This window comes from Bradyrhizobium sp. UFLA01-814, from assembly GCF_046718885.1.
Taxonomy (GTDB): Bacteria; Pseudomonadota; Alphaproteobacteria; order Rhizobiales; family Xanthobacteraceae; genus Bradyrhizobium; species Bradyrhizobium elkanii.
The window spans coordinates 1-17,700 of sequence record NZ_JAQOSR010000043.1; the positions used below are offsets into that span (position 1 = coordinate 1).

The 17,700-nt window shown below is 64.4% G+C and carries 23 protein-coding genes; 8 read left to right on the forward strand and 15 right to left on the reverse strand.

Features of this window, described 5'->3' with window-relative positions; genetic code table 11:
- The first annotated feature begins 256 nt into the window (after positions 1-256).
- On the forward strand, positions 257-412 hold the full coding sequence (locus PMN64_RS15385; RefSeq protein ID WP_304497121.1) for a hypothetical protein: 156 nt from the start codon (positions 257-259) through the stop codon (positions 410-412).
- A gap of 577 nt (positions 413-989) precedes the next feature.
- On the opposite strand, the gene PMN64_RS15390 is transcribed toward PMN64_RS15385, so the two are convergent.
- The 10 genes from PMN64_RS15390 to PMN64_RS15435 all read right to left on the reverse strand — a co-directional run bounded on the left by PMN64_RS15390 (position 990) and on the right by PMN64_RS15435 (position 8,814).
- Positions 990-1,166 carry a hypothetical protein gene (locus PMN64_RS15390; protein WP_304497120.1) on the reverse strand — a complete coding sequence of 59 codons (177 nt, stop codon included), beginning with the start codon at positions 1,164-1,166 and terminating at the stop codon, positions 990-992.
- Between the two features lie 33 nt (positions 1,167-1,199).
- Entirely contained in the window at positions 1,200-1,781 is a 582-nt protein-coding gene (locus PMN64_RS15395) for a hypothetical protein (protein WP_411781234.1), read from the reverse strand.
- Positions 1,782-1,885: 104 nt separating this feature from the next.
- Positions 1,886-2,125, reverse strand: a complete 240-nt coding sequence (locus PMN64_RS15400) for a cupin domain-containing protein (protein WP_304497119.1) — start codon at positions 2,123-2,125, stop codon at positions 1,886-1,888.
- A gap of 54 nt (positions 2,126-2,179) precedes the next feature.
- The gene (locus tag PMN64_RS15405; protein ID WP_411781235.1) at positions 2,180-3,565 is read right to left on the reverse strand and encodes a sigma-54 interaction domain-containing protein; all 1,386 of its coding nucleotides are present in this window, start codon (positions 3,563-3,565) and stop codon (positions 2,180-2,182) included.
- 54 nt (positions 3,566-3,619) lie between these two features.
- A complete protein-coding gene (gene fliN / locus PMN64_RS15410) occupies positions 3,620-3,970 on the reverse strand; it encodes a flagellar motor switch protein FliN (protein ID WP_016844340.1) in 351 nt (116 codons plus the stop codon).
- Between the two features lie 20 nt (positions 3,971-3,990).
- Entirely contained in the window at positions 3,991-4,614 is a 624-nt protein-coding gene (locus tag PMN64_RS15415; protein ID WP_018273553.1) for a FliH/SctL family protein, read from the reverse strand.
- Entirely contained in the window at positions 4,614-5,699 is a 1,086-nt protein-coding gene (gene fliG / locus PMN64_RS15420) for a flagellar motor switch protein FliG (protein ID WP_018273552.1), read from the reverse strand. The genes PMN64_RS15415 and fliG overlap by 1 nt, the downstream gene beginning before the upstream one ends.
- A gap of 1 nt (position 5,700) precedes the next feature.
- On the reverse strand, positions 5,701-7,329 hold the full coding sequence (fliF, locus tag PMN64_RS15425) for a flagellar basal-body MS-ring/collar protein FliF (RefSeq protein ID WP_411781237.1): 1,629 nt from the start codon (positions 7,327-7,329) through the stop codon (positions 5,701-5,703).
- A 174-nt stretch (positions 7,330-7,503) separates the two neighbouring features.
- On the reverse strand, positions 7,504-7,779 hold the full coding sequence (locus tag PMN64_RS15430) for a DUF1153 domain-containing protein (RefSeq protein WP_002714638.1): 276 nt from the start codon (positions 7,777-7,779) through the stop codon (positions 7,504-7,506).
- 174 nt (positions 7,780-7,953) lie between these two features.
- Complete coding sequence (locus PMN64_RS15435) at positions 7,954-8,814, reverse strand: LysR substrate-binding domain-containing protein (protein WP_411781238.1); 861 nt, start codon at positions 8,812-8,814, stop codon at positions 7,954-7,956.
- A gap of 80 nt (positions 8,815-8,894) precedes the next feature.
- On the opposite strand from PMN64_RS15435, the gene mdcA reads away from it, so the two are divergent.
- The 3 genes from mdcA to PMN64_RS15450 are packed head-to-tail and all read left to right on the forward strand — an operon-like array spanning position 8,895 to position 12,637.
- Entirely contained in the window at positions 8,895-10,550 is a 1,656-nt protein-coding gene (gene mdcA, locus PMN64_RS15440; RefSeq protein ID WP_411781239.1) for a malonate decarboxylase subunit alpha, read from the forward strand.
- Positions 10,551-10,562: 12 nt separating this feature from the next.
- Positions 10,563-11,822: a malonyl-CoA decarboxylase gene (locus PMN64_RS15445; protein ID WP_411781240.1), complete on the forward strand. Its 1,260-nt coding sequence runs from the start codon at positions 10,563-10,565 to the stop codon at positions 11,820-11,822.
- Between the two features lie 35 nt (positions 11,823-11,857).
- Positions 11,858-12,637 carry an alpha/beta fold hydrolase gene (locus PMN64_RS15450; RefSeq protein ID WP_411781241.1) on the forward strand — a complete coding sequence of 260 codons (780 nt, stop codon included), beginning with the start codon at positions 11,858-11,860 and terminating at the stop codon, positions 12,635-12,637.
- 118 nt (positions 12,638-12,755) lie between these two features.
- Here PMN64_RS15450 and PMN64_RS15455 read toward each other — a convergent pair whose 3' ends face one another.
- Together PMN64_RS15455 and PMN64_RS15460 are read right to left on the reverse strand one after the other, a co-directional pair.
- On the reverse strand, positions 12,756-13,976 hold the full coding sequence (locus PMN64_RS15455) for an OpgC domain-containing protein (protein ID WP_411781242.1): 1,221 nt from the start codon (positions 13,974-13,976) through the stop codon (positions 12,756-12,758).
- Between the two features lie 124 nt (positions 13,977-14,100).
- Positions 14,101-14,280 (reverse strand): hypothetical protein, encoded by a 180-nt coding sequence (locus PMN64_RS15460; RefSeq protein ID WP_100213586.1) that lies wholly within the window; start codon positions 14,278-14,280, stop codon positions 14,101-14,103.
- 513 nt (positions 14,281-14,793) lie between these two features.
- Between PMN64_RS15460 and PMN64_RS15465 the strand changes: the two genes are divergently transcribed.
- Positions 14,794-15,771 (forward strand): helix-turn-helix domain-containing protein, encoded by a 978-nt coding sequence (locus PMN64_RS15465; protein ID WP_411781243.1) that lies wholly within the window; start codon positions 14,794-14,796, stop codon positions 15,769-15,771.
- A 204-nt stretch (positions 15,772-15,975) separates the two neighbouring features.
- On the opposite strand, the gene PMN64_RS15470 is transcribed toward PMN64_RS15465, so the two are convergent.
- The 3 genes from PMN64_RS15470 to PMN64_RS15480 are packed head-to-tail and all read right to left on the reverse strand — an operon-like array spanning position 15,976 to position 16,703.
- Positions 15,976-16,320 (reverse strand): hypothetical protein, encoded by a 345-nt coding sequence (locus PMN64_RS15470; protein ID WP_369525541.1) that lies wholly within the window; start codon positions 16,318-16,320, stop codon positions 15,976-15,978.
- A 2-nt stretch (positions 16,321-16,322) separates the two neighbouring features.
- A complete protein-coding gene (locus tag PMN64_RS15475; protein WP_411781244.1) occupies positions 16,323-16,544 on the reverse strand; it encodes a DUF6894 family protein in 222 nt (73 codons plus the stop codon).
- Positions 16,545-16,703 (reverse strand): hypothetical protein, encoded by a 159-nt coding sequence (locus PMN64_RS15480; protein ID WP_196238219.1) that lies wholly within the window; start codon positions 16,701-16,703, stop codon positions 16,545-16,547.
- A gap of 164 nt (positions 16,704-16,867) precedes the next feature.
- Between PMN64_RS15480 and PMN64_RS15485 the strand changes: the two genes are divergently transcribed.
- The 3 genes from PMN64_RS15485 (at position 16,868) to PMN64_RS15495 (ending at position 17,690) form a co-directional block, all read left to right on the forward strand.
- Positions 16,868-17,053, forward strand: a complete 186-nt coding sequence (locus tag PMN64_RS15485; protein ID WP_028343468.1) for a DUF3606 domain-containing protein — start codon at positions 16,868-16,870, stop codon at positions 17,051-17,053.
- A gap of 1 nt (position 17,054) precedes the next feature.
- The gene (locus PMN64_RS15490) at positions 17,055-17,231 is read left to right on the forward strand and encodes a DUF2934 domain-containing protein (protein ID WP_155258709.1); all 177 of its coding nucleotides are present in this window, start codon (positions 17,055-17,057) and stop codon (positions 17,229-17,231) included.
- A 114-nt stretch (positions 17,232-17,345) separates the two neighbouring features.
- A complete protein-coding gene (locus tag PMN64_RS15495) occupies positions 17,346-17,690 on the forward strand; it encodes a DUF1236 domain-containing protein (protein WP_028333446.1) in 345 nt (114 codons plus the stop codon).
- Positions 17,691-17,700 lie beyond the last annotated feature (10 nt).

The following is a 17,700-nucleotide window of genomic DNA, read 5'->3' on the forward strand; positions in this document are numbered from 1 at the left end:
CGGAATCGTCAGGCTGAGGCCTTGCATCGGCGTTAAAGTCGCGGAAGTCGTGGACAGGGTGCCGCTGGTCTGCGCGTAAAGGGCCATATCACTCTCCAGTTGTCTAACAATGTAAACGCAATAAGAGATTGAATAAGGCAACCTGCCGCAAGATTCAAGGGATGAACGGCGCCGAGGCCGGCGCGGCATGTTGGCCGTGGCGCTTTCCCAATCGGCGCATTAAATGGCGCGGATGTTTCGGAGAGGTGACCGTTCGATGAAGCGCGTGGGAACCTGGTTGTTCTATCTCGTCGGTGCGATCGCCGTCGCCTATCTCGCGCTCTATGCCTATGTGACGTTCACCGGTCGCGACGTCACGCCCGGCGATCCGATCCGGATCTTCCGCAAGCCCGACGCCCCAAGCTATTCGTGAGGCGCGGCAGGCCATGTACTCATAAATCGGTAGGGTAAGGGGACGACTGATGTCCGCTTGCCCGCCCATAGCAGCGGAATAGCGGACGTCGCCGGAGGTCGCAGACATGGCTCTAGCACATGGCCGGGCTAGATAACGGGCATCGCCTGAGACATTCGTCCAACTCAGACGGCAGCTCCTGCTAGCAAGAAAGCGCCGCCAAGCGCGACCATCACAAGTCCAGGCCAATTCGATTTGATGCCGAAACCGCTACCCGGTCTTTCAGGTTCCAGCGTGTCACGCCCCGAGCGAAGCCACCTTCCACCGCTGAATCGGCCTCGCCAGATTGGCTGATACGCCATCTGGAGCACGCCGCCGAAAACAAGGAGCACACCAAGCCATATGAGGGTCATGCTCTCCTCCTGCACCAGTGAACGCCAACAGGTTGCTCCGCCGGGAACCGCGGTCCGTTCAACGTCTGCCCGCTGCTCTCGGAATTAGAACGACCTTGAAAGCCGCCGGACGCGCCAGCGCGCTGCACGTAGGCTGGGGATCACGTTCTCCGAAGCTCAGGCTACGACAATCATAAGCATCCTGCTCAGTCTTCGTCCGGCTCGCGCACGACCGGCGGTTCGTCGGTTCGGTTCTCTTCGTCGTCTTGCTCTTCGCCCTCTTCGTCGTCATCAGGATCTCGGGGTGGCATCGTGTTGCCCATGATCGCGAAGACACGCCGGTCGAACCTGGTGGGAATTACCTCGGCGATTTGTAGGGTCATGTTGTTGCTCCTCGGATGTGACCCTGGGGCACTTTACCCCTTTTTCGGAGGGGCAGACACGGAATTGGCGGCCGGCGCGGTCGAGGTCCGGTTTATCCCTGTCAGACGACCCTGAGATAAGTCTTCGAGTTCGTCGGATTCGGGCCAAAACCGGACTAAGCCGTCCTCGACCGTCGACCATAGGCCGGCCTCACTTACCGCAGACCTTCGCAGTCCCCACAGCACCGTGACTGAAGCCAATACAATGGTCAGCCCGACAGAGATGAACCCAAGCGTCACAAGCGCTTCTCGCCATGGCCGACCGCTGTGACCGGCAGCGGTAATCGGCGAAAGCGCGGCCGTCCCAAAGATCGCCGCCAGGGTCGTGAAGGCCCGATTGCCATACGTGCCGTACAGCACTGTCCAATAAGTTATCGCTTTCTGGCGCGTCTGCAATTTCACTTCGGACCATATGGCGCCCAGCGCAATAACAAACGTGCCGTTCATGACACTTTCAAGATGTGCCGCAAGTCCCATGCGTTGGTTTTGAAAGCTCGCTTCAACGAAGCCGGTCAGCAAGCCAAGCAGAAAAAGGAACATCCCGCGCCAAAGCAGACGCCGCTTGCCATCTTCCATAAGGGGATCTCGCCGAAATTGAGAATACGCAGCAAAACTCGGTCAGCTGCGCAAGCACGGAGCATCGCGATCAAGAACGGAAGCTTCTAACTGTTTGCGGCGCCCTATTTGGATGGCTCCGCCTTGACGATGTCGGCGGTGACAAGGACGATGTCGTCCTTTCCATCATTCTTATGCCAATGCAACGTGGTCCCGGGCTCACCGGTCGTGTCCCCCGGGTGGAAGGTCTGCGAACTGCCATCATCGCGGGTAACTGTGTCCGCGCCCTGCAGGAAATAAACAACCGATGGTCGGTCCTTGTGGCTGTGCATGCCGATATGCCTGCCGGGCTCAATGGTGAGCACTCGCAGGCGCAATTGCCTTTAGTCGCGGCAGGAGCACCCTGCCGCTCGCGGTCCTCAGCCGGCGTTCGCGATCCGTTGATAGTCGGGCGCGCCATTGCCGGCCGGGGTAATCGGGATGCCGCCGTCGGCATATTCGTTCAGCTTGTTGCGCAGCGTGCGGATCGAGATGCCGAGGATGTTGGCCGCATGGGTGCGGTTGCCGAGGCAGTGCTTCAGCGTCTCCAGGATCAGGTCGCGCTCGACATCGGCGACGGTGCGGCCGACCAGCGCGCGGGTGACCTGCTCGGCGGCAAGCGTCGCGTGCGCGACCGCGGGGGCGGTCTTGGCGAGGTCAAGCCGGTCGCCGTCGGGGGTCAGGATCGCGTCCGCACCAATCTCGTCGCCCTGCGCCATCAGGACCGAGCGATGGATGGTGTTCTCGAGCTCGCGGACGTTGCCCTGCCAACGGTTCGCGGTCAGGACGCGGCGGGCATCAGTCGAGATCGGACGGACCGGCATGCCGTTGGCCTCGGCATATTTCCTGGCGAAATGCTGCGCCAGCTCGAGGATGTCGGCCGGGCGGTCGCGCAGCGGCGGAATCTTCAGGTTGACGACGTTGAGGCGGAACAGCAGGTCCTCGCGGAAGGTGCCTTCGCGCACCGCCTCCGAGAGGTTGCGGTTCGAGGTCGCGATGATGCGGATGTCGACCGGGACCGGCCTGGTGCCGCCGACGCGATCGATCACGCGCTCCTGGATTGCGCGCAGCAGCTTGGACTGCAGCCGAACGTCCATCTCGGAGATTTCGTCGAGCAGCAGCGTGCCGCCGGTCGCTTCCTCGAACTTGCCGATGCGGCGCGCCACCGCGCCGGTGAAGGCGCCCTTCTCATGGCCGAACAGCTCGGATTCCAGGAGGTGCTCGGGGATCGCGGCGCAGTTGATCGAGATGAACGGCCGCTTGGCGCGGGCCGAGCGGGAATGGACGTAGCGCGCCAGCACTTCCTTGCCGGTGCCGGACTCGCCGGTGATCATGACGGAGGCGTCCGAACCTGCGATCTGCTGCGCCAGCTTGATCACCCGGCCCATCGCCTCGTCGCGGTAGATCAAATCGCGCGCGTCGTTGGCGACCGCGGCCAGCACCGCTGCGATCAGCTCGGGATCCGGCGGCAGCGGGATGTATTCCTTGGCGCCGGCATGGATCGCGGCGACCGCGGCGCGGGCGTCGTTGGAGATGCCGCAGGCGACGATCGGCACGTGGATGTGCTCGGCGTCGAGCCGCATCACGAGGTCGCGGATGTCGAGACCGACGTCGACCAGCAGGAGGTCGGCGCCCTTGCCGCCGCGTAGCACGTTCATCGCCTGTTCGGCGGCCTCGGCGTGGGTCACGGAGGCGCCGTTGTCCATCGCGATCTTGGTCGCGGTCGTGAGCTGGCCCTTCAGGGTGCCAACGATGAGAAGCCGCATGATGATCTCCTGTTCGTCTGGTCGCGCAGGTCCCGCGCGCTACCGCCTGAGTTATTAAGAGCGTTCCGCCTTGATGATTTCGGTCATGGTCACGCCGAGCTTGTCTTCCACCAGCACCACTTCGCCACGCGCCACCAGGCGGTTGTTGACGTAGATGTCGATCGCCTCGCCGACGCGGCGGTCGAGTTCGAGCACGGTGCCCGGTCCGAGTTTCAAGAGGTCGCCAACGTCCATCTTGGAGCGGCCGAGCACCGCCGAGACCTGCACCGGCACGTCGAACACGGCCTCGAGATCGGCCGCGATGCGCGCGGCATGCTCATCCTCGTTGTAGCCGATGTCGTCGATCCCGGGCGCCTCGGCGGAGTTGAGATCGGGAAGCGGGACTTGGGTGTCGGTGTCGCTCATGGTTCAGCCCTCAATCGCCTTCAGCCGGCCTGGCCGCGGGACGCCAGATAGCGCCCGACGAGTTCGTTGATCTTGCCTTCGATCGCGGCGCGTTCCAGCACGACGCCGCCATCGGCCCATTCGATCCGGCAGTCGCCGGTCGCAATCGTCGGCTCGGCCAGGATCACCAGCCGGCCCTGAAAGCCGGAATGCGCCGCCATCCGCTCGATATTGTCATGCGCCGCCTCGTAGAGCGCGTCATTGATGCGGACCACGAGATGCGGCGTCGCCACCAGATGCGAGAAGCAGTCGGAGACCAGCGCGGTGATCTCGCCGAGCGGCTCGCGCGCGATCAGCTCGGAACAAAGCTTGCGGGCGACCGCCACCGCGACGTCCACGGCCTCGGTCTCCATCCGCGTCTCGATGCCGGCGAAGCGCGCCGCGATGCCCTTGATCGCGGTGCCGATCTCCTCCAGCGCCTGCGCGGCGCGGCGGTCGCTCTCGACCTTGGCCTCGCGCAGCGCGGCCTCGTAGCCGGCGCGATAGGCCCGCGCCTCGGCGTCGGCGACCTTCTGCGCGACCTCGGCCGGCGTCGGCGCGCGTTCGCGCGCGCGGTCCGGCGCCGAGAAATCCGTGTCGAACAGAAATTTTGCGGGTGCGGCCATCAATACACCAGCTCGTCGTCGGCGCGGTTCTTGGTCAGCGTGATCTCGCCGCGGGCGGCGAGGTCCTTGGCGAGGTTGACCAGAAGCGCCTGCGCCTCGTCGACATCGCGCAGCCGCACTGGGCCCATCGCGGCCATGTCGTCCATCAGCATCTTGCCGGCACGCGAGGACATGTTGCCGAGGAAGAAGCTGCGCACCTCCTCGTTGGCGCTCTTCAGCGCGACGCCGAGCTTGTCCTTGTCGATGTTGCGCATCAGCGTCTGGGCCGAGGCGGTATCGAGCTTGATCAGATCGTCGAAGGTGAACATCAGCGCCTTGATGCGCTCGGCGGATTCGCGGTTTTCCTCTTCCAGCGAGGTGATGAAGCGGGTCTCGGTCTGGCGGTCGAAATTGTTGAAGATCTCGGCCATCACCTCATGGGCGTCGCGGCGGCGGGTCTGCGACAGGTTCGACATGAATTCGGTGCGCAGCGTCTGCTCGACGCGCTCGATGACTTCCTTCTGCACCGCCTCCATCCGCAGCATGCGGCCGACCACGTCGAGCGCGATGTCCTCGGGCAGGATCGCGAGCACGCGCGCGGCGTGCTCCGGCTTCAGCTTCGACAGCACCACGGCGATGGTCTGCGGGTATTCGTTCTTGAGGTAGTTGGCGAGCACCTCTTCCTGCACGTTGGAGAGCTTCTCCCACATGTTGCGGCCGGCGGGGCCGCGGATCTCGTCCATGATGCCGGAGACGCGCTCGGCGGGCAGGTATTGCTGCAACAGCCGCTCGGTGGCGTCGAAATTGCCCATCAGCGCGCCGGAGGCCGACATCCGCGAGACGAATTCCAGCATCAGGTCCTCGACCACGTCGGCCTCGACGGTGCCGAGGGTCGACATGTGGACCGACAGCTCGCGGACTTCTTCGTCGTCGAGCATCGACCAGATCTTGCCGCCATACTGCTCGCCGAGCGCGAGCATCAGGATCGCCGCGCGCTTTGGGCCGGGCAGCGGCTTGCCCTTGGGCCGGGCGCTTTGCCGGTTTGCCAGCGTCGAGAGGACGGTGGCGATGTCGTTGGCGTTGGTGGTCTGGGGTACGGCGGCCATGTCAGTTCTCTACCGGCTCGCTCAGCCATTGACGGACGATGGAGACGGTTTCGTTCGGATTGCGTTCGGCGAGCTCGCCGACCCGGTGCACGGCCTGGGCGTGGACCTGGCCCTGGATCTGGGCGACGTCGATCAATTGCGCCGCGCCGCCGCCGCTCGGGATCAGCGCCTGACCGGGCGTTGCGGCGCTCTCGGCATGGGCTTCCGCCAGCGCGGGCATGCCCGCGCCGGTCAGCGCCGGAATGACGTCGGCCGCGACGATGCGCTTGACCAGCGGACGGACCACCATGAACAGCACGACCAGGCCGAGCATCATCATGACGCCGAGCTCGATGACGTACATCACGTCATCCTTGGTGAATTGCAGCATGCCGAGCAGGCCGGTCGGCTCGGCGATCGGCTGCGCGGCGGGCGGCTCGGCGAAGCGCAGGTTGACGACCTCGACCTGGTCGCCGCGCTTCTGGTCGAAGCCGATCGCGGAGCGGACAAGCGCAGCGATGCGGTCGAGCTGCTCCTTGGTGCGGTCCTGATAGATCAGCTCGCCTTTTTCGTTCTTGGAGTAGCTGCCGTCGACCAGCACCGCGACCGAGATGCGGTTGACGCGGCCGGCCTCGGTCACCTCGGTCTTGGTGGTGCGGGAAATCTCGTAATTGTTGGTCTCTTCGCTCTTCTTGCTCTGGTCGCGGGTGCGGGCGGCATTGTCCTGGTTCTGGCTGCCCGGCAGCTCGTTGGCGACGGTCACCTGGCCGGAATTGTCGGCGGTGAGGCTCGATTCCTCGCGGGTCTGGGTCGAGCGCAGCACGCGACCCTCGGGGTCGAACTTGTCTGAGGTCTGGGTGATCTTGTTGTAGTCGAAGTCGGCGGAGAGCTGGACGCGGGCGCGGCCGGCGCCGACCACCGAGGAGACGATGTCCTCGACCTGCTTGCGCATCCGCTTCTCGAAGGCGGCGCGGCGCTCGTCGCCGACCGCGGCGTCGGCATCGGACTGGGCACCGTCGGCCAGCAGCTGGCCGGCCTCGTCAACGATCGAGACCCGCTGCGGCTTCAGCCCGTTGACCGCGGAGGCGACGACGTGGCGGATCGCCCGGATCTGCTGCGGCTCCAGCGCGCCGCGCACCCTGAGCACGATCGAGGCGGATGGCTCCGGCGTCTCGCGCGAGAACAGCGGCTTCTCCGGCAGCACGAGGTGGACGCGCGCGGCCTGGACGCGGTCGATGGCACGGATGGTGCGGGCGAGCTCGCCCTCCAGCGCCCGCAGATGATTGATGTTCTGGACGAAGCTCGTGGTGCCCAAGGCATCCGACTTGTCGAAGATCTCGTAGCCGACGCCGCCGCCCTTGGGCATGCCGCCCTCGGCGAGCTTCATCCTGAGCCGCGTCACCTTGTCCTTCGGCACCATGATCGCGGCGCCGTCATTGCGCAGCTCGAACGGGATCGCCTGGCGCTCCAGCTCCTTGATGATTCCAGAGGAATCCTCGGTCGACAGGTCGGTGAAGAGGGTGGTCATCTGTGGCGTCGTGACGCGCATGATGACGAAAGCGAAGAAGCCGATCAGGGCCGCGGTGACCGCAACCATGGCCGCGAGGCGGGCCGCACCAAGACCTCTCAGGAAAGCAACCAGACTTTGCACCAACGGCCCCCAGGGATTCGGCCCGCGCGGGTCCGACTGGGCAAATATTGCCTAGGGTATGGTTTCCATATGGTTAACGAAGGTTAAGGACCGCGGCAAAATCGCGGACATGAAAAAAACCGGCTTCGCAGGGCGAGGCCGGTTTTCGTCAAATGCCACAGGATCGGCGCCGAATTACTGCCGATATTGCTGAATGCGGGTGGTGCGCAGCCCGGCCAGACCGTGCTGGTCGATCGAGAACTGCCAGGAAAGGAATTCATCGACGGTCAATGTGTAGCGGCTGCAGGCCTCCTCGAGGGAGAGCAGGCCGCCGCGGACCGCAGCGACGACTTCGGCCTTGCGGCGGATGACCCACCGTTTGGTACCGGGGGCCGGCAAATCCGCAATCGTTAACGGGCTGCCGTCAGGCCCGATGACGTATTTCACCCTCGGGCGATGGGGTTCTGTCATGGCGTACTCACAAACTCTCAACCACTGAACTCGCAAGGGGTAAGCTACGCCTCCCGGTTTAAAATTTGCCTAAGCCCAAGCGTTCAATACGAATCTCGTTGGAACGGCCGGGAACAGGGGGGCTGCCCGCCGGCAGGCAGACCGGCGCGCGGCGCAGTTCGCGGTTCGGCGCGCTCAGATCGTGGGGCGCAGGGGACCGCGCGCCAGCGTCAGCAAGGCATCGGCGAGAGCTTCCGCGGCCTTGTCAGGCCGTCTTTTCTCATAGATGGCGAATTCCAGATCGGGAAGCGGCGGCAGACCGTCGCCAATTCCGAGAATGCGCAGGCCGGTGGTGACCGCGCTGAGCGGCAGCGGGGTGACGGCAAGTCCCGCGACGGCGGCGGCGCGGACGCCGGTCAGGCTCGGGCTGGTATAGACGATCTCCCAGCCGAGCTCACCGTCGCGCAGCGCGGAGAGCGCGGCGTCGCGCGACACTGATCGTTCGCGGTACAGCGCCAGCGGCAGCGGCGCGCCGGGAACGAGATCGAACGTTTCCGCCGCGGTCCACACCAGCGGCTCGCGCCACACCAGGCGGCCTTTCGACGTTCCGAGCGGCCGCTTGGCGAACACCAGATCGAGCCGGCCCGCATCGAGTTGCTCGATCAATTCGGCGCTGACGCCGATCTGCACCTCGAGCTTGACCCCGCGATGCAGCGCGGCGAAGCGGCCCAGCGCCGACGGCAATGAGCCACCGGCGACTTCCTCGACCACGCCGAGACAGACCGAGCCGGACAGCCGCGGCGCCACCAGCCGCTGCCGCGCCGCCTCCTCGAGCTGCAGCAAACGCCGCGCATCCCCGAGCAGCATCTCGCCTTCGTCGGTCAATGCGACACTGCGCGTCGTGCGCCGGAACAGCGGCCGCCGGGTCTCGAGCTCGAGCCGCTTGATCTGCTGGCTGATGGTCGACTGGGTCAGATGCAGTTGCTCGGCGGCGCGGTGGAAGCCGCCGCAATCGGCGACCGCGACGAAGGCCCGCAAAAGTTCGAGGTCGAGCATCGATTAATCCATATTCGTAATCAATCATATTATAGAATATCGTTTCTGTTATCAATGCCGGCCGCCTAGCTTCGCTTCAGATGATCAAGCAAGGAGAGGCCATCATGTCGGAGACGACACAACGAACCGATCGCACGGCGCGCCTGGCGCGCGCGCGAGCTGTCTGCGGCACGAGTGGAAAGGTCTGTCCGCCCGACTGCGCGATCGAGCTGCTGGAGGCGGTCATCGCATCCGGCGACCGGGTGGCGCTCGAGGGCGACAACCAGAAGCAGGCGGATTTCCTCGCCGCGTGCCTCGCCGGGGTGGACCCGGCGCGGGTGCATGATCTGCACATGGTGCAGTCGGTGCTCGCGCTTCCCGATCATCTCGCGGTGTTCGAACGCGGCATCGCCAACCGCCTGGACTTCGCCTTTGCCGGCCCGCAGAGCCGCCGCCTCGCCGAACTCGTCGCCGCCAAGGCGCTGCGGATCGGCGCGATCCATACCTATCTCGAGCTTTACGCGCGGATGCTGGTGGACCTGACGCCGCAGGTTGCGCTCATCGTTGCCGACAAGGCCGATCGCGACGGCAATCTGTACACCGGTCCGAACACCGAGGACACGCCGACCATCGCCGAGGCCGCGGCGTTCCGCGGTGGCGTCGTCGTGGCGCAGGTCAACGAGATCGTCGATCGTCTGCCGCGCGTCGATATCCCCGGCGACTGGGTCGATGTCGTGGTGCCCGGTCCGAAGCCGTATGCGATCGATCCGCTGTTCACGCGCGATCCCGCCAAGGTCAGGGACGAGAACGTCCTGATGGCGATGATGGCGATCGCAGCGGTGTATGAACCTTATCAGGTGACACGGCTCAATCACGGCATCGGCTATGCCACCGCGGCGATCGAGCTGATCCTGCCGACCTTTGCCGCCGGGCGCGGGCTGAAGGGCAAGGTCGCACGGAATTTCGTGCTCAACCCGCATCCGACGCTGATCCCCGCGATCGAAGCAGGCTTCGTCGACAACGTCTATTGCTTCGGCTCGGAGCTCGGCATGGAGCGCTATGTCGCCAGCCGTCCCGATGTGTTTCCGGTCGGCGCCGACGGCAATCTGCGCTCCAACCGCGCGCTGGCGCAGGTCGCCGGACAATATGCCTGCGATCTGTTCGTCGGCGGCACCTTGCAGATCGATCCGGAGGGCAACAGCTCGACCGCCACCAAGGACCGCATCACCGGCTTCGGCGGCGCGCCGAACATGGGCGCCGATCCGCGCGGCCGGCGCCACGACAGCGTTGCCTGGCTGCGCGCCGGCGAGGAAGCAGGCGAGCGCCTGCGCGGCCGCAAGCTGGTGGTGCAGATGGTCCAGACCCGTCAGCCGAACGGCGCGCCGAGCTTCGTCGAGCGCCTTGACGCGTTCGACCTCGCGGCCTCGGCCGGCTTCGCGCTGCCGCCCGTCATGATCCATGGCGACGACGTCACCCACGTGATCACCGAGCGCGGCGTCTGCAACCTGTTGCGTTGCCGCTCGCCGCAGGAGCGCGAGGCCGCCCTGCGCGCGGTCGCCGGCGACACCGAGTTCGGCCGGCGGCAGGACGCCGGGACGACCGACGGCCTGCGCCGCCGCGGCATCGTGATGCTGCCGTCCGATCTCGGCCTCGACGTCGCGACGGCGACGCGCGACTGGCTCGCCGCGAAATCGATCGACGACCTCGTCGCCGCATCGGGCGGCCTCTACGCGCCGCCCGCCAAATTCCGCCGCTAGAAGGAGGCTTCCATGACCCACGCCGAGCACATCCCGAGCAGCCCACCGGCCTCGCTCGACCAAGCGAGGCAGCTCGCCGCGGCGCTGTTGTCCGAGCGCGGCGAAGCGTCGGGCGCCCTGATCGCGCGCCAATTGCAGCAGACCATGCGCGCGCTCGATGCCGACGGCCGGCACGGCTTTCAACGCTATCTGGCGAGCGCGTTTCAGCCCGACGCGGCGGCGCTGCGGGATGCGGCGAAGCGTTATCTTGCCGACGGCACGGCGGCGGCCGCGGCCGCTTTGGCCGACGCCGCCGATCCGCCGCGGCAGGAGGTGTTGCGGCGGATGAACATGGCGCCCGGCGGCACGGCGAGCCTGATCGCGATGCGCAGCGAGATCGCCAGCCGTCTCGGCTCCGAACCGGAGCTGAAGCTGCTCGATGCCGATCTCAAGCATCTGTTCGTCTCATGGTTCAATCGCGGCTTCCTCGAGCTTCGCCGCATCGACTGGCAGTCGCCGGCCGCCGTGCTCGAGAAGCTGATCGCCTATGAGGCGGTGCACGAGATCGAGGGCTGGGACGATCTGCGTCGCCGCCTTGCGCCCGACCGCCGCTGCTTTGCCTTCTTCCATCCCGCGCTGCCCGGCGAGCCGCTGATCTTCGTCGAGGTCGCGCTGGTACAGGGATTGGCCACCGCCGTCCCGCCGCTGCTGGTGCAGGACGCGGATCAAGACAGCGCAGGCCTCAGGGCCACGCATGCCGACACCGCGATCTTCTATTCGATCTCCAATTGCCAGGACGGACTGCGCGGCGTGTCGTTCGGCAATTTCCTGATCAAGCAGGTGGTCGAGGAGCTGCAAACGGAATTCCCGCAGCTGAAGCGCTTCTCCACGCTGTCACCGATCCCGGGCTTCCGGCGCTGGCTCGGCCAGCAGCCGCAATCCGGTGGCAATGACGTCGCGATGCTGCGCGAGCTGGACCGCGAAGGCTGGTGGCACGACGCGGCGACCTGCGAGACCTGGCGTCCGGTCCTGATGAGGCTGTGCGCGCAATATCTCACGCGCTCGCCGGCGTCCGGGAATCGCATCGATCCGGTGGCGCGCTTCCATCTTGGCAACGGTGCCCGATTGGAGCGGATCAACTGGCTCGGCAACACGGCCGATCGTGCGATGGCGGAATCTTTCGGCATCATGGTCAACTATCTTTACGATCACGACAGCATCGAGCGTAACCACGAGGCCTTTGCGCGCGTAGGAGAAATTGTCCGTTCACCGCAGGTGGACGCGCTTCTCTGATTTTCAACTCACCATACAGACAACGGAGCAGTAACATGATGATGAACAGACGCGCCTTCTCGACCGCCTTGCTCGCTGGAGCCGCGGCTTCACTGGTGTCCACGCGCGGCATGGCCGCCACCACGCCGCCGGTCAAGGCGCGCAACGTCGTGCTGGTGCACGGCCTGTTCGCCGACGGCTCCTGCTGGTCCGAGGTCATTCCGCGCTTGCAGGCGGCCGGGCTCAACGTGACGTCGGTGCAAAATCCGCTGACCACGCTGTCCGAAGCGGTTGCCTCCGCGCAGCGGGTGCTCGATCGCCAGGATGGTCCGACCGTGCTGGTCGGCCATTCCTTCTCCGGCATGATCGTCACCGAGGCCGGCGTGCATCCGAATGTCTCGGCGCTGGTCTATGTCGCGGCGCGCGCACCCGATGCGGACGAGGATTACACCGCGCTGGCCAAGACCTATCCGACGCCGCCCGCGAGCGCCGGCATCGTGTTCGACGGCGATGAGGGCCGGCTGAGCGAACAAGCGTTCCTGCGCGATTTCGCCGGCGACCTGCCGGAGGCGAAGGCGAAGGTGCTCTATGCCGTGCAGCAGCCGTTCCACAAGCAGCTGCTGGCCGGCAAGACCAGCCATGCGGCCTGGCGCAGCAAGCCGAGCTACTACGCCGTCTCGACCGAGGACCGCACCATCAATCCGGATCTCGAGCGCTTCATGGCCAAGCGGATGGGCGCCACCACGATCGAGGTGAAGGCCAGCCATCTCGCGCTGATCTCGCAGCCCGACGCGATCGCGCGGCTGATCCTCGACGCCGCGCAGCAGTCGAGCTGAGTGTCGGCGTTGACCGGCCGTGGGAGAGTATCGGCTTGTCCCGCACACGATGATGAATGGCCCCGGGGCACCGCAATACGCTCCCGGGGCCGCTTGGCGCCAGGCCATTCGACGCGGCCTAGTGGATATGCGCGCCACGACCGTCGAGAATGCCCCGATCGCCCACGCTCGGGATCAATTCCTGCATGACGGCATCGACGTTGGGCTGCCGCGCGCGCTTGGTGCTGAGCGTGTTCAGTAGCGTCGCGAACACGACCATTACAAGGACACCGGCAAGACTGAGTCCGATCTGCATCGAGAGCCGGTTCGAGATGTCGAACAGGTCACATTGGCTGGCGAGCGCCAACAGGACGCCGAGACAATAGATCGGCAGCGAGTTCTCGCCGCAACGCCTCGCGCTACGCAGCATCGGCGTCGACAGCCCTCGCCAGCCCGCGGGAACCAGCCATGACGCCAGGATTGCAAGCGCCAGAAAATGCAGCAGCCGCAACAGACTCAGATTTGACTTGTCCATTGGAAACAGCAGATCGGTCAGAGCCTGCGGCAGCAGCGGCGGCTTGATGCCGTGGCCGAGCGCAACGACCAGGCCGAACACAAGATAGAGCGCGGACAGAACAAGTGCGGGGCGCGACGTCACCCATCCCTGGATGGTCCTTCCCTCGATGACGTACCATGCGCCCAGCACGACCGGAAGCTGCCAGGCCAGCGGGTTGAAGAACCAGACGCCTTCGGGCCAGGCAGGAATGTTCCAGCCGAAGACGTGCACCAGCGCATAAAGCAACAGCGAAAGGCCAAGCGCCAGGTTGGGCGCTCGCAGCAGCAGCCACAGCAGCGGTGCGAACAACACGTGACAGATCACAAAGACCGGCAGGACGTCGGTATTGACGGGGTGGAATTGCAGCACTGCGGCGTGCGCAAGCGCTGCGCCCGGACGTTCGAACAGAACCCGCGTATTGCTGTCGTCGGCGAGACGATCGCTGCCCGCGAGGTAGACGAGGATCGCGCAGGCGAGCGTCAGCAGCAGAAACGCGGCATAGATATCCCATCCCCGTCGCAGCGAACGGCCGATCATGCCGCGCCAGCCGTCGCGCTGACGCGCCCTGCCGTAGGCCAGTGCGCAGGTGACGCCCGAGATGAACATGAATATTTCGGCGGCATCGCAGAAGCCGTAGTTGCGCAGGGTTAGCCAGCTTCCGACGTTGTCTGGAATGTGATCGAGAAAGATCCACCATAACGCGATCCCGCGACAGACATCGATGCGCGGGTCGCGACCGGTCGATCTGAACTCCGGCGGAATCTCGCCGAGCAATCGCTTCGAGCTGCGGGTTCGATCGTGCATCTGTCGATCTGTCCGGCGTGCCCGCGCGGCCTCATCGGACATGGGTCGATGAGAGGCTCGGATGCTCCGAGGCGTGCGCGTGCCGGACTAGCCTCCGGCCAACCTGTATGACGGTGCGCTCCAGCTACCCGAGGGTTGGCGGCGCTTCCGCCGGCCAACCGCAATCACGGGGGCCGGGAGGATCGCTTTCCTCCGACGGAGCCTGCACGATTTCGCCGATGGCCGGCAACAAATGCTGCTTTCGCATTTCGGCGAGGCGGGCACGACAGTACTCATGATAAAGCATGTCGAATATGGTGGACATGATCGAACGCCTTCTTGATCACTTAGGTTGACTTTCCCACGTGACAGATTTCGACCATTTCAACCGGCGGCGATAACCGACAGTGCCGCAGGCAGTCCGACGCAACCAAAATCGATGTCAGTCGTTCTACTGAATGGCCTGCGCGTGGCGTCTTAGCCAGGAAACCGCGTACAGGGGCATGACACTGATTTGCGCTTGCACGCTGCCCGGAATGTTTGAAACGAATCCGATGGCAGCAATTATAAATAGAGCGATCGCGACCGCGTCTTCTTAAAGGAGAAATTTCGCCGCGATTTTCATAAGCATTATACACCTAATATTCTAATCACCAAGTGAACCAGTTCACATCACTATCAATCACAGGCGAACGAGACTATCAGACCGATAGCGTGGCTTCTTGGACTGATGCGCACCGGTCATACGAACGCCGGTGCGTGAATCGCAAAATGCAGATACCGACTGTGGTGTGCCGCAGCATTTCATTCGGGTGTTTTGTGAAGGCTGGAGGTCCCCATGCCGACGGACGCAGCCAATTTCGCATCGTATCGATTTTCGACGCGCGACCTTCCGGAACGCATTCGTATCCCGCTATGGCGCGAGCACTTTGGCCGCTGCATTGTGCACGCCGATATCGAGCCGCTATCGGACATTGCCTTCCAGGCCGATGCGTCGCTGCGGGCGGTCCAGGGTTTGCGCATGCTGGCGCTGAAAGGCACGTCGATGCGCTTCAAGCGTTTGCAAGCGAACCTTGCCGATGGCGATGACTCCATCGGCGTGATTTTCTGCTCTCCGGGCAAAAGTCAGCTATCGCAGCGTGGCCGGGAAGCCGACCTTCGCGCCGGCGATGCGATCGCAATTCTGCACTCCGAGCCCGTCAGCGTCACCTATATCGACGGGTCGCAATTCGGTCTGGCCGTGCCGCGCGAGGCGCTTGCGCAGCGCGTGACCGACGTCGAAGGCCTGGCCATGCGGCCGATTTTGCACCGGACAGAAGCATTCCGATTATTCACCTCATATCTGAAATCGGTGCTTAGAACGCGAGCGCTGAGCGCACCGAAGCTTCGCGATACGGTCGTGACCCATATCCACGATCTCGTCGCGCTCGCAATCGGCGAGTGTCCTGCACTGGGCGAGAGCAGCGCGAGCGCCGTCGTCGCCGCGCGGCACAGTGCAGTGCTCGACTACATTGCCACTCACTTTCAGGAGCCCGGGCTCAGCGTTCAGGCGGTTGCACGTCGCCAGGGCATCTCGTCGCGCTATCTGCAGCGCCTGATGGCGTCATCGGGACCATCATTCACCGAGCGCATGAATGAATTGCGGCTCCAGCGGGCGCTCAAATTGCTCACCGAGTCCGATGCCGGCCGTCGGCGAATTTCCGATATCGCGCTCGAGGTCGGCTTCTCGGATGTTTCGTATTTCAACCGTCTGTTCCGAACCCGTTTCGGCGATTCGCCGCGCGGTGTTCGGCTCGCACGAAAGGGCTCCCACTGAGCCACGCCGTCCTGATCGGGATGGGCGCGAGATGCTGCCTTGGGGGTGACCGCTCCGGAGCGGAGGGCAGGGTGGGTTGGAGCCGGCTGCAAGTCTGGTTAGGTCAGAACCCGACGGTGGGTCGAGACTCCAGCCTCGATCGCCTCTCGGGGCAATGCGCGCATTAGCTTATGTGAATCGAACCAACTTATGTGAATCGAAGCGCTACGGCGGCGGCTCCGCTCCCGGAGTGGCGAGCCATTCTTCGATCTGGACGGCGCGCTCGGCCTCGCGGGCCTTCTTGAGAAGTCGTTCCCGCTCGGTGCCGGGAGGCAGGTGCGAGGCCCTCATGCGGGCCGCCTCTTCCAGCTGAATGAGGCGGTATGCGAGCGTCGTGGTTTGCTTGAAGCGATTGCGGCGTTTCATTTGTGCAAATGGTGTTTTCAAACCCTGGTGCAGGTCCGAACCACGCTCGGCGGCGTTTGTTCCTATTGAACGGCGCGGCGTGTCTGTCCTGGCCGCGTCCTTGAGAGCGCCATGCGGCGGGCCGAGCTGAGAACGACCGTTCACCGTCAGACGTTCGTCGAAGCCAGGGGGATGCGGAAGAGTTCGCTGTCGCCCTCATCGCGAACCGAAATGAAGTTGCCGTCGCGAACCATCTCCGGCTTTTCAGTCCCGATCCGGTGCGCGATGAAGCTGCCGTGATCCCTGGCGTCCTTGTCGTCGGCACAGTCGTGACCGAGGACGTCATGTGCGGGGATGTCGCCCGCGAGATGGAAGAAATATCTGGGCATCTAGGTCAGCTTGTCCAAATTGCCGAACGGCTTCGCCGGCGGCGCGTTCTCGGCCTTCTTGATCTGCTGCGCGCCTTCCTCGGCAAGCCTGCCATCGTTGATGATCTCGGCGATGAGCTGCTTGACCCGTCCGCCGATCCTGTCTGCAATGCTTGTCATGGCTCACCTTTGTTCATCTCTCACGACTGAAGTATCGCTCGCGAATAATGTTCCTCCGAGAGGTGACAGCCCACTCATCCGGGAAAGGAACAAATAACTGTCCGGAAGATTGGATCGCCAGCAACGGCCGAAGCTCGGGCCGAACGGCTGACGCGAGAAGTCCGGTGACGAAACGCCTGACCAGGAAAGAGCAGTTCGATCGATCGAAGATCAACGTGCACGATCTGCGTCAGGTGAGATGCTGGACGCATGCCCTCGGCGTGTCGCGCGAACAGCTGCGTAAAGCCGTCGAGAAGGTCGGTGACTCCGCCGTGACGGTTCGCAAGGAGCTCGGAATTCCCGAGGAATGAGATGGCCACCGAACAGCAAATCCGCAATTACGCGCGACAGCTTTGGGAGAAGGCCGGAAAGCCCGACGGCAGGGACAAGGAGTTCTGGCACGCGGCCGAGGTCGAGCTGAATGCGGAGAGCGAAAGTCCGGACGCGCCAACACCGGACCAGCCGAACAAGACGACCATTCCCGGATGAACGCCTTGGCGCGAGGGGCGTGCCGGCGGCGCGATTGATCGGGCTCCTCCATTAGGAACATTGCCATTCTGTCGCGGTTCTCGAAACGCCGCATGGAGCGGTGAGGAGGACGTTATGAAAAAGCTGGTTCTGATTTCTGTTGCCGCCGTATTGGCGTCGACCGGCGCTTTCGCCCAGAGCACGATTGTCGGCACGACCGGCGCCGGACATGCCGCCACCGTGCAGATCGAGCCGCAGTACCGTACGCGAATCCACAGCTATGTGACCGAACACAAGATCCGTCCCGTCGAGACGCGGGAGAGGATCGTCGTCGGCTCGCCTGTGCCGCGCGAGGTCGAGCTTGAAGCGGTGCCTGCCGATTGGGGCCCGTCGCTCACCAGATATCGCTATGTCTATACCGGCCAGCGCGTGATGCTGGTCGATCCCGACACCCGTACGGTCGTGCAGGAAGTCGAGTGAGGCCACTCTG

Bases quoted from the DNA above. Each gene is read 5' to 3' on its own strand.
- mdcA (WP_411781239.1), top strand. From the start codon at position 8,895: ATGATCAAGCAAGGAGAGGCCATCATGTCGGAGACGACACAACGAACC.
- PMN64_RS15450 (WP_411781241.1), top strand. From the start codon at position 11,858: ATGATGATGAACAGACGCGCCTTCTCGACCGCCTTGCTCGCTGGAGCC.
- PMN64_RS15455 (WP_411781242.1), bottom strand. From the start codon at position 13,976: ATGCACGATCGAACCCGCAGCTCGAAGCGATTGCTCGGCGAGATTCCG.
- PMN64_RS15495 (WP_028333446.1), top strand. From the start codon at position 17,346: ATGAAAAAGCTGGTTCTGATTTCTGTTGCCGCCGTATTGGCGTCGACC.
- PMN64_RS15465 (WP_411781243.1), top strand. From the start codon at position 14,794: ATGCCGACGGACGCAGCCAATTTCGCATCGTATCGATTTTCGACGCGC.
- PMN64_RS15415 (WP_018273553.1), bottom strand. From the start codon at position 4,614: ATGGCCGCACCCGCAAAATTTCTGTTCGACACGGATTTCTCGGCGCCG.
- PMN64_RS15405 (WP_411781235.1), bottom strand. From the start codon at position 3,565: ATGCGGCTTCTCATCGTTGGCACCCTGAAGGGCCAGCTCACGACCGCG.
- PMN64_RS15460 (WP_100213586.1), bottom strand. From the start codon at position 14,280: ATGTCCACCATATTCGACATGCTTTATCATGAGTACTGTCGTGCCCGC.
- PMN64_RS15395 (WP_411781234.1), bottom strand. From the start codon at position 1,781: ATGGAAGATGGCAAGCGGCGTCTGCTTTGGCGCGGGATGTTCCTTTTT.
- PMN64_RS15430 (WP_002714638.1), bottom strand. From the start codon at position 7,779: ATGACAGAACCCCATCGCCCGAGGGTGAAATACGTCATCGGGCCTGAC.
- PMN64_RS15390 (WP_304497120.1), bottom strand. From the start codon at position 1,166: ATGACCCTACAAATCGCCGAGGTAATTCCCACCAGGTTCGACCGGCGT.
- PMN64_RS15480 (WP_196238219.1), bottom strand. From the start codon at position 16,703: ATGACAAGCATTGCAGACAGGATCGGCGGACGGGTCAAGCAGCTCATC.
- fliG (WP_018273552.1), bottom strand. From the start codon at position 5,699: ATGGCCGCCGTACCCCAGACCACCAACGCCAACGACATCGCCACCGTC.
- PMN64_RS15385 (WP_304497121.1), top strand. From the start codon at position 257: ATGAAGCGCGTGGGAACCTGGTTGTTCTATCTCGTCGGTGCGATCGCC.
- PMN64_RS15445 (WP_411781240.1), top strand. From the start codon at position 10,563: ATGACCCACGCCGAGCACATCCCGAGCAGCCCACCGGCCTCGCTCGAC.
- PMN64_RS15490 (WP_155258709.1), top strand. From the start codon at position 17,055: ATGGCCACCGAACAGCAAATCCGCAATTACGCGCGACAGCTTTGGGAG.
- PMN64_RS15475 (WP_411781244.1), bottom strand. From the start codon at position 16,544: ATGCCCAGATATTTCTTCCATCTCGCGGGCGACATCCCCGCACATGAC.
- fliN (WP_016844340.1), bottom strand. From the start codon at position 3,970: ATGAGCGACACCGACACCCAAGTCCCGCTTCCCGATCTCAACTCCGCC.
- PMN64_RS15435 (WP_411781238.1), bottom strand. From the start codon at position 8,814: ATGCTCGACCTCGAACTTTTGCGGGCCTTCGTCGCGGTCGCCGATTGC.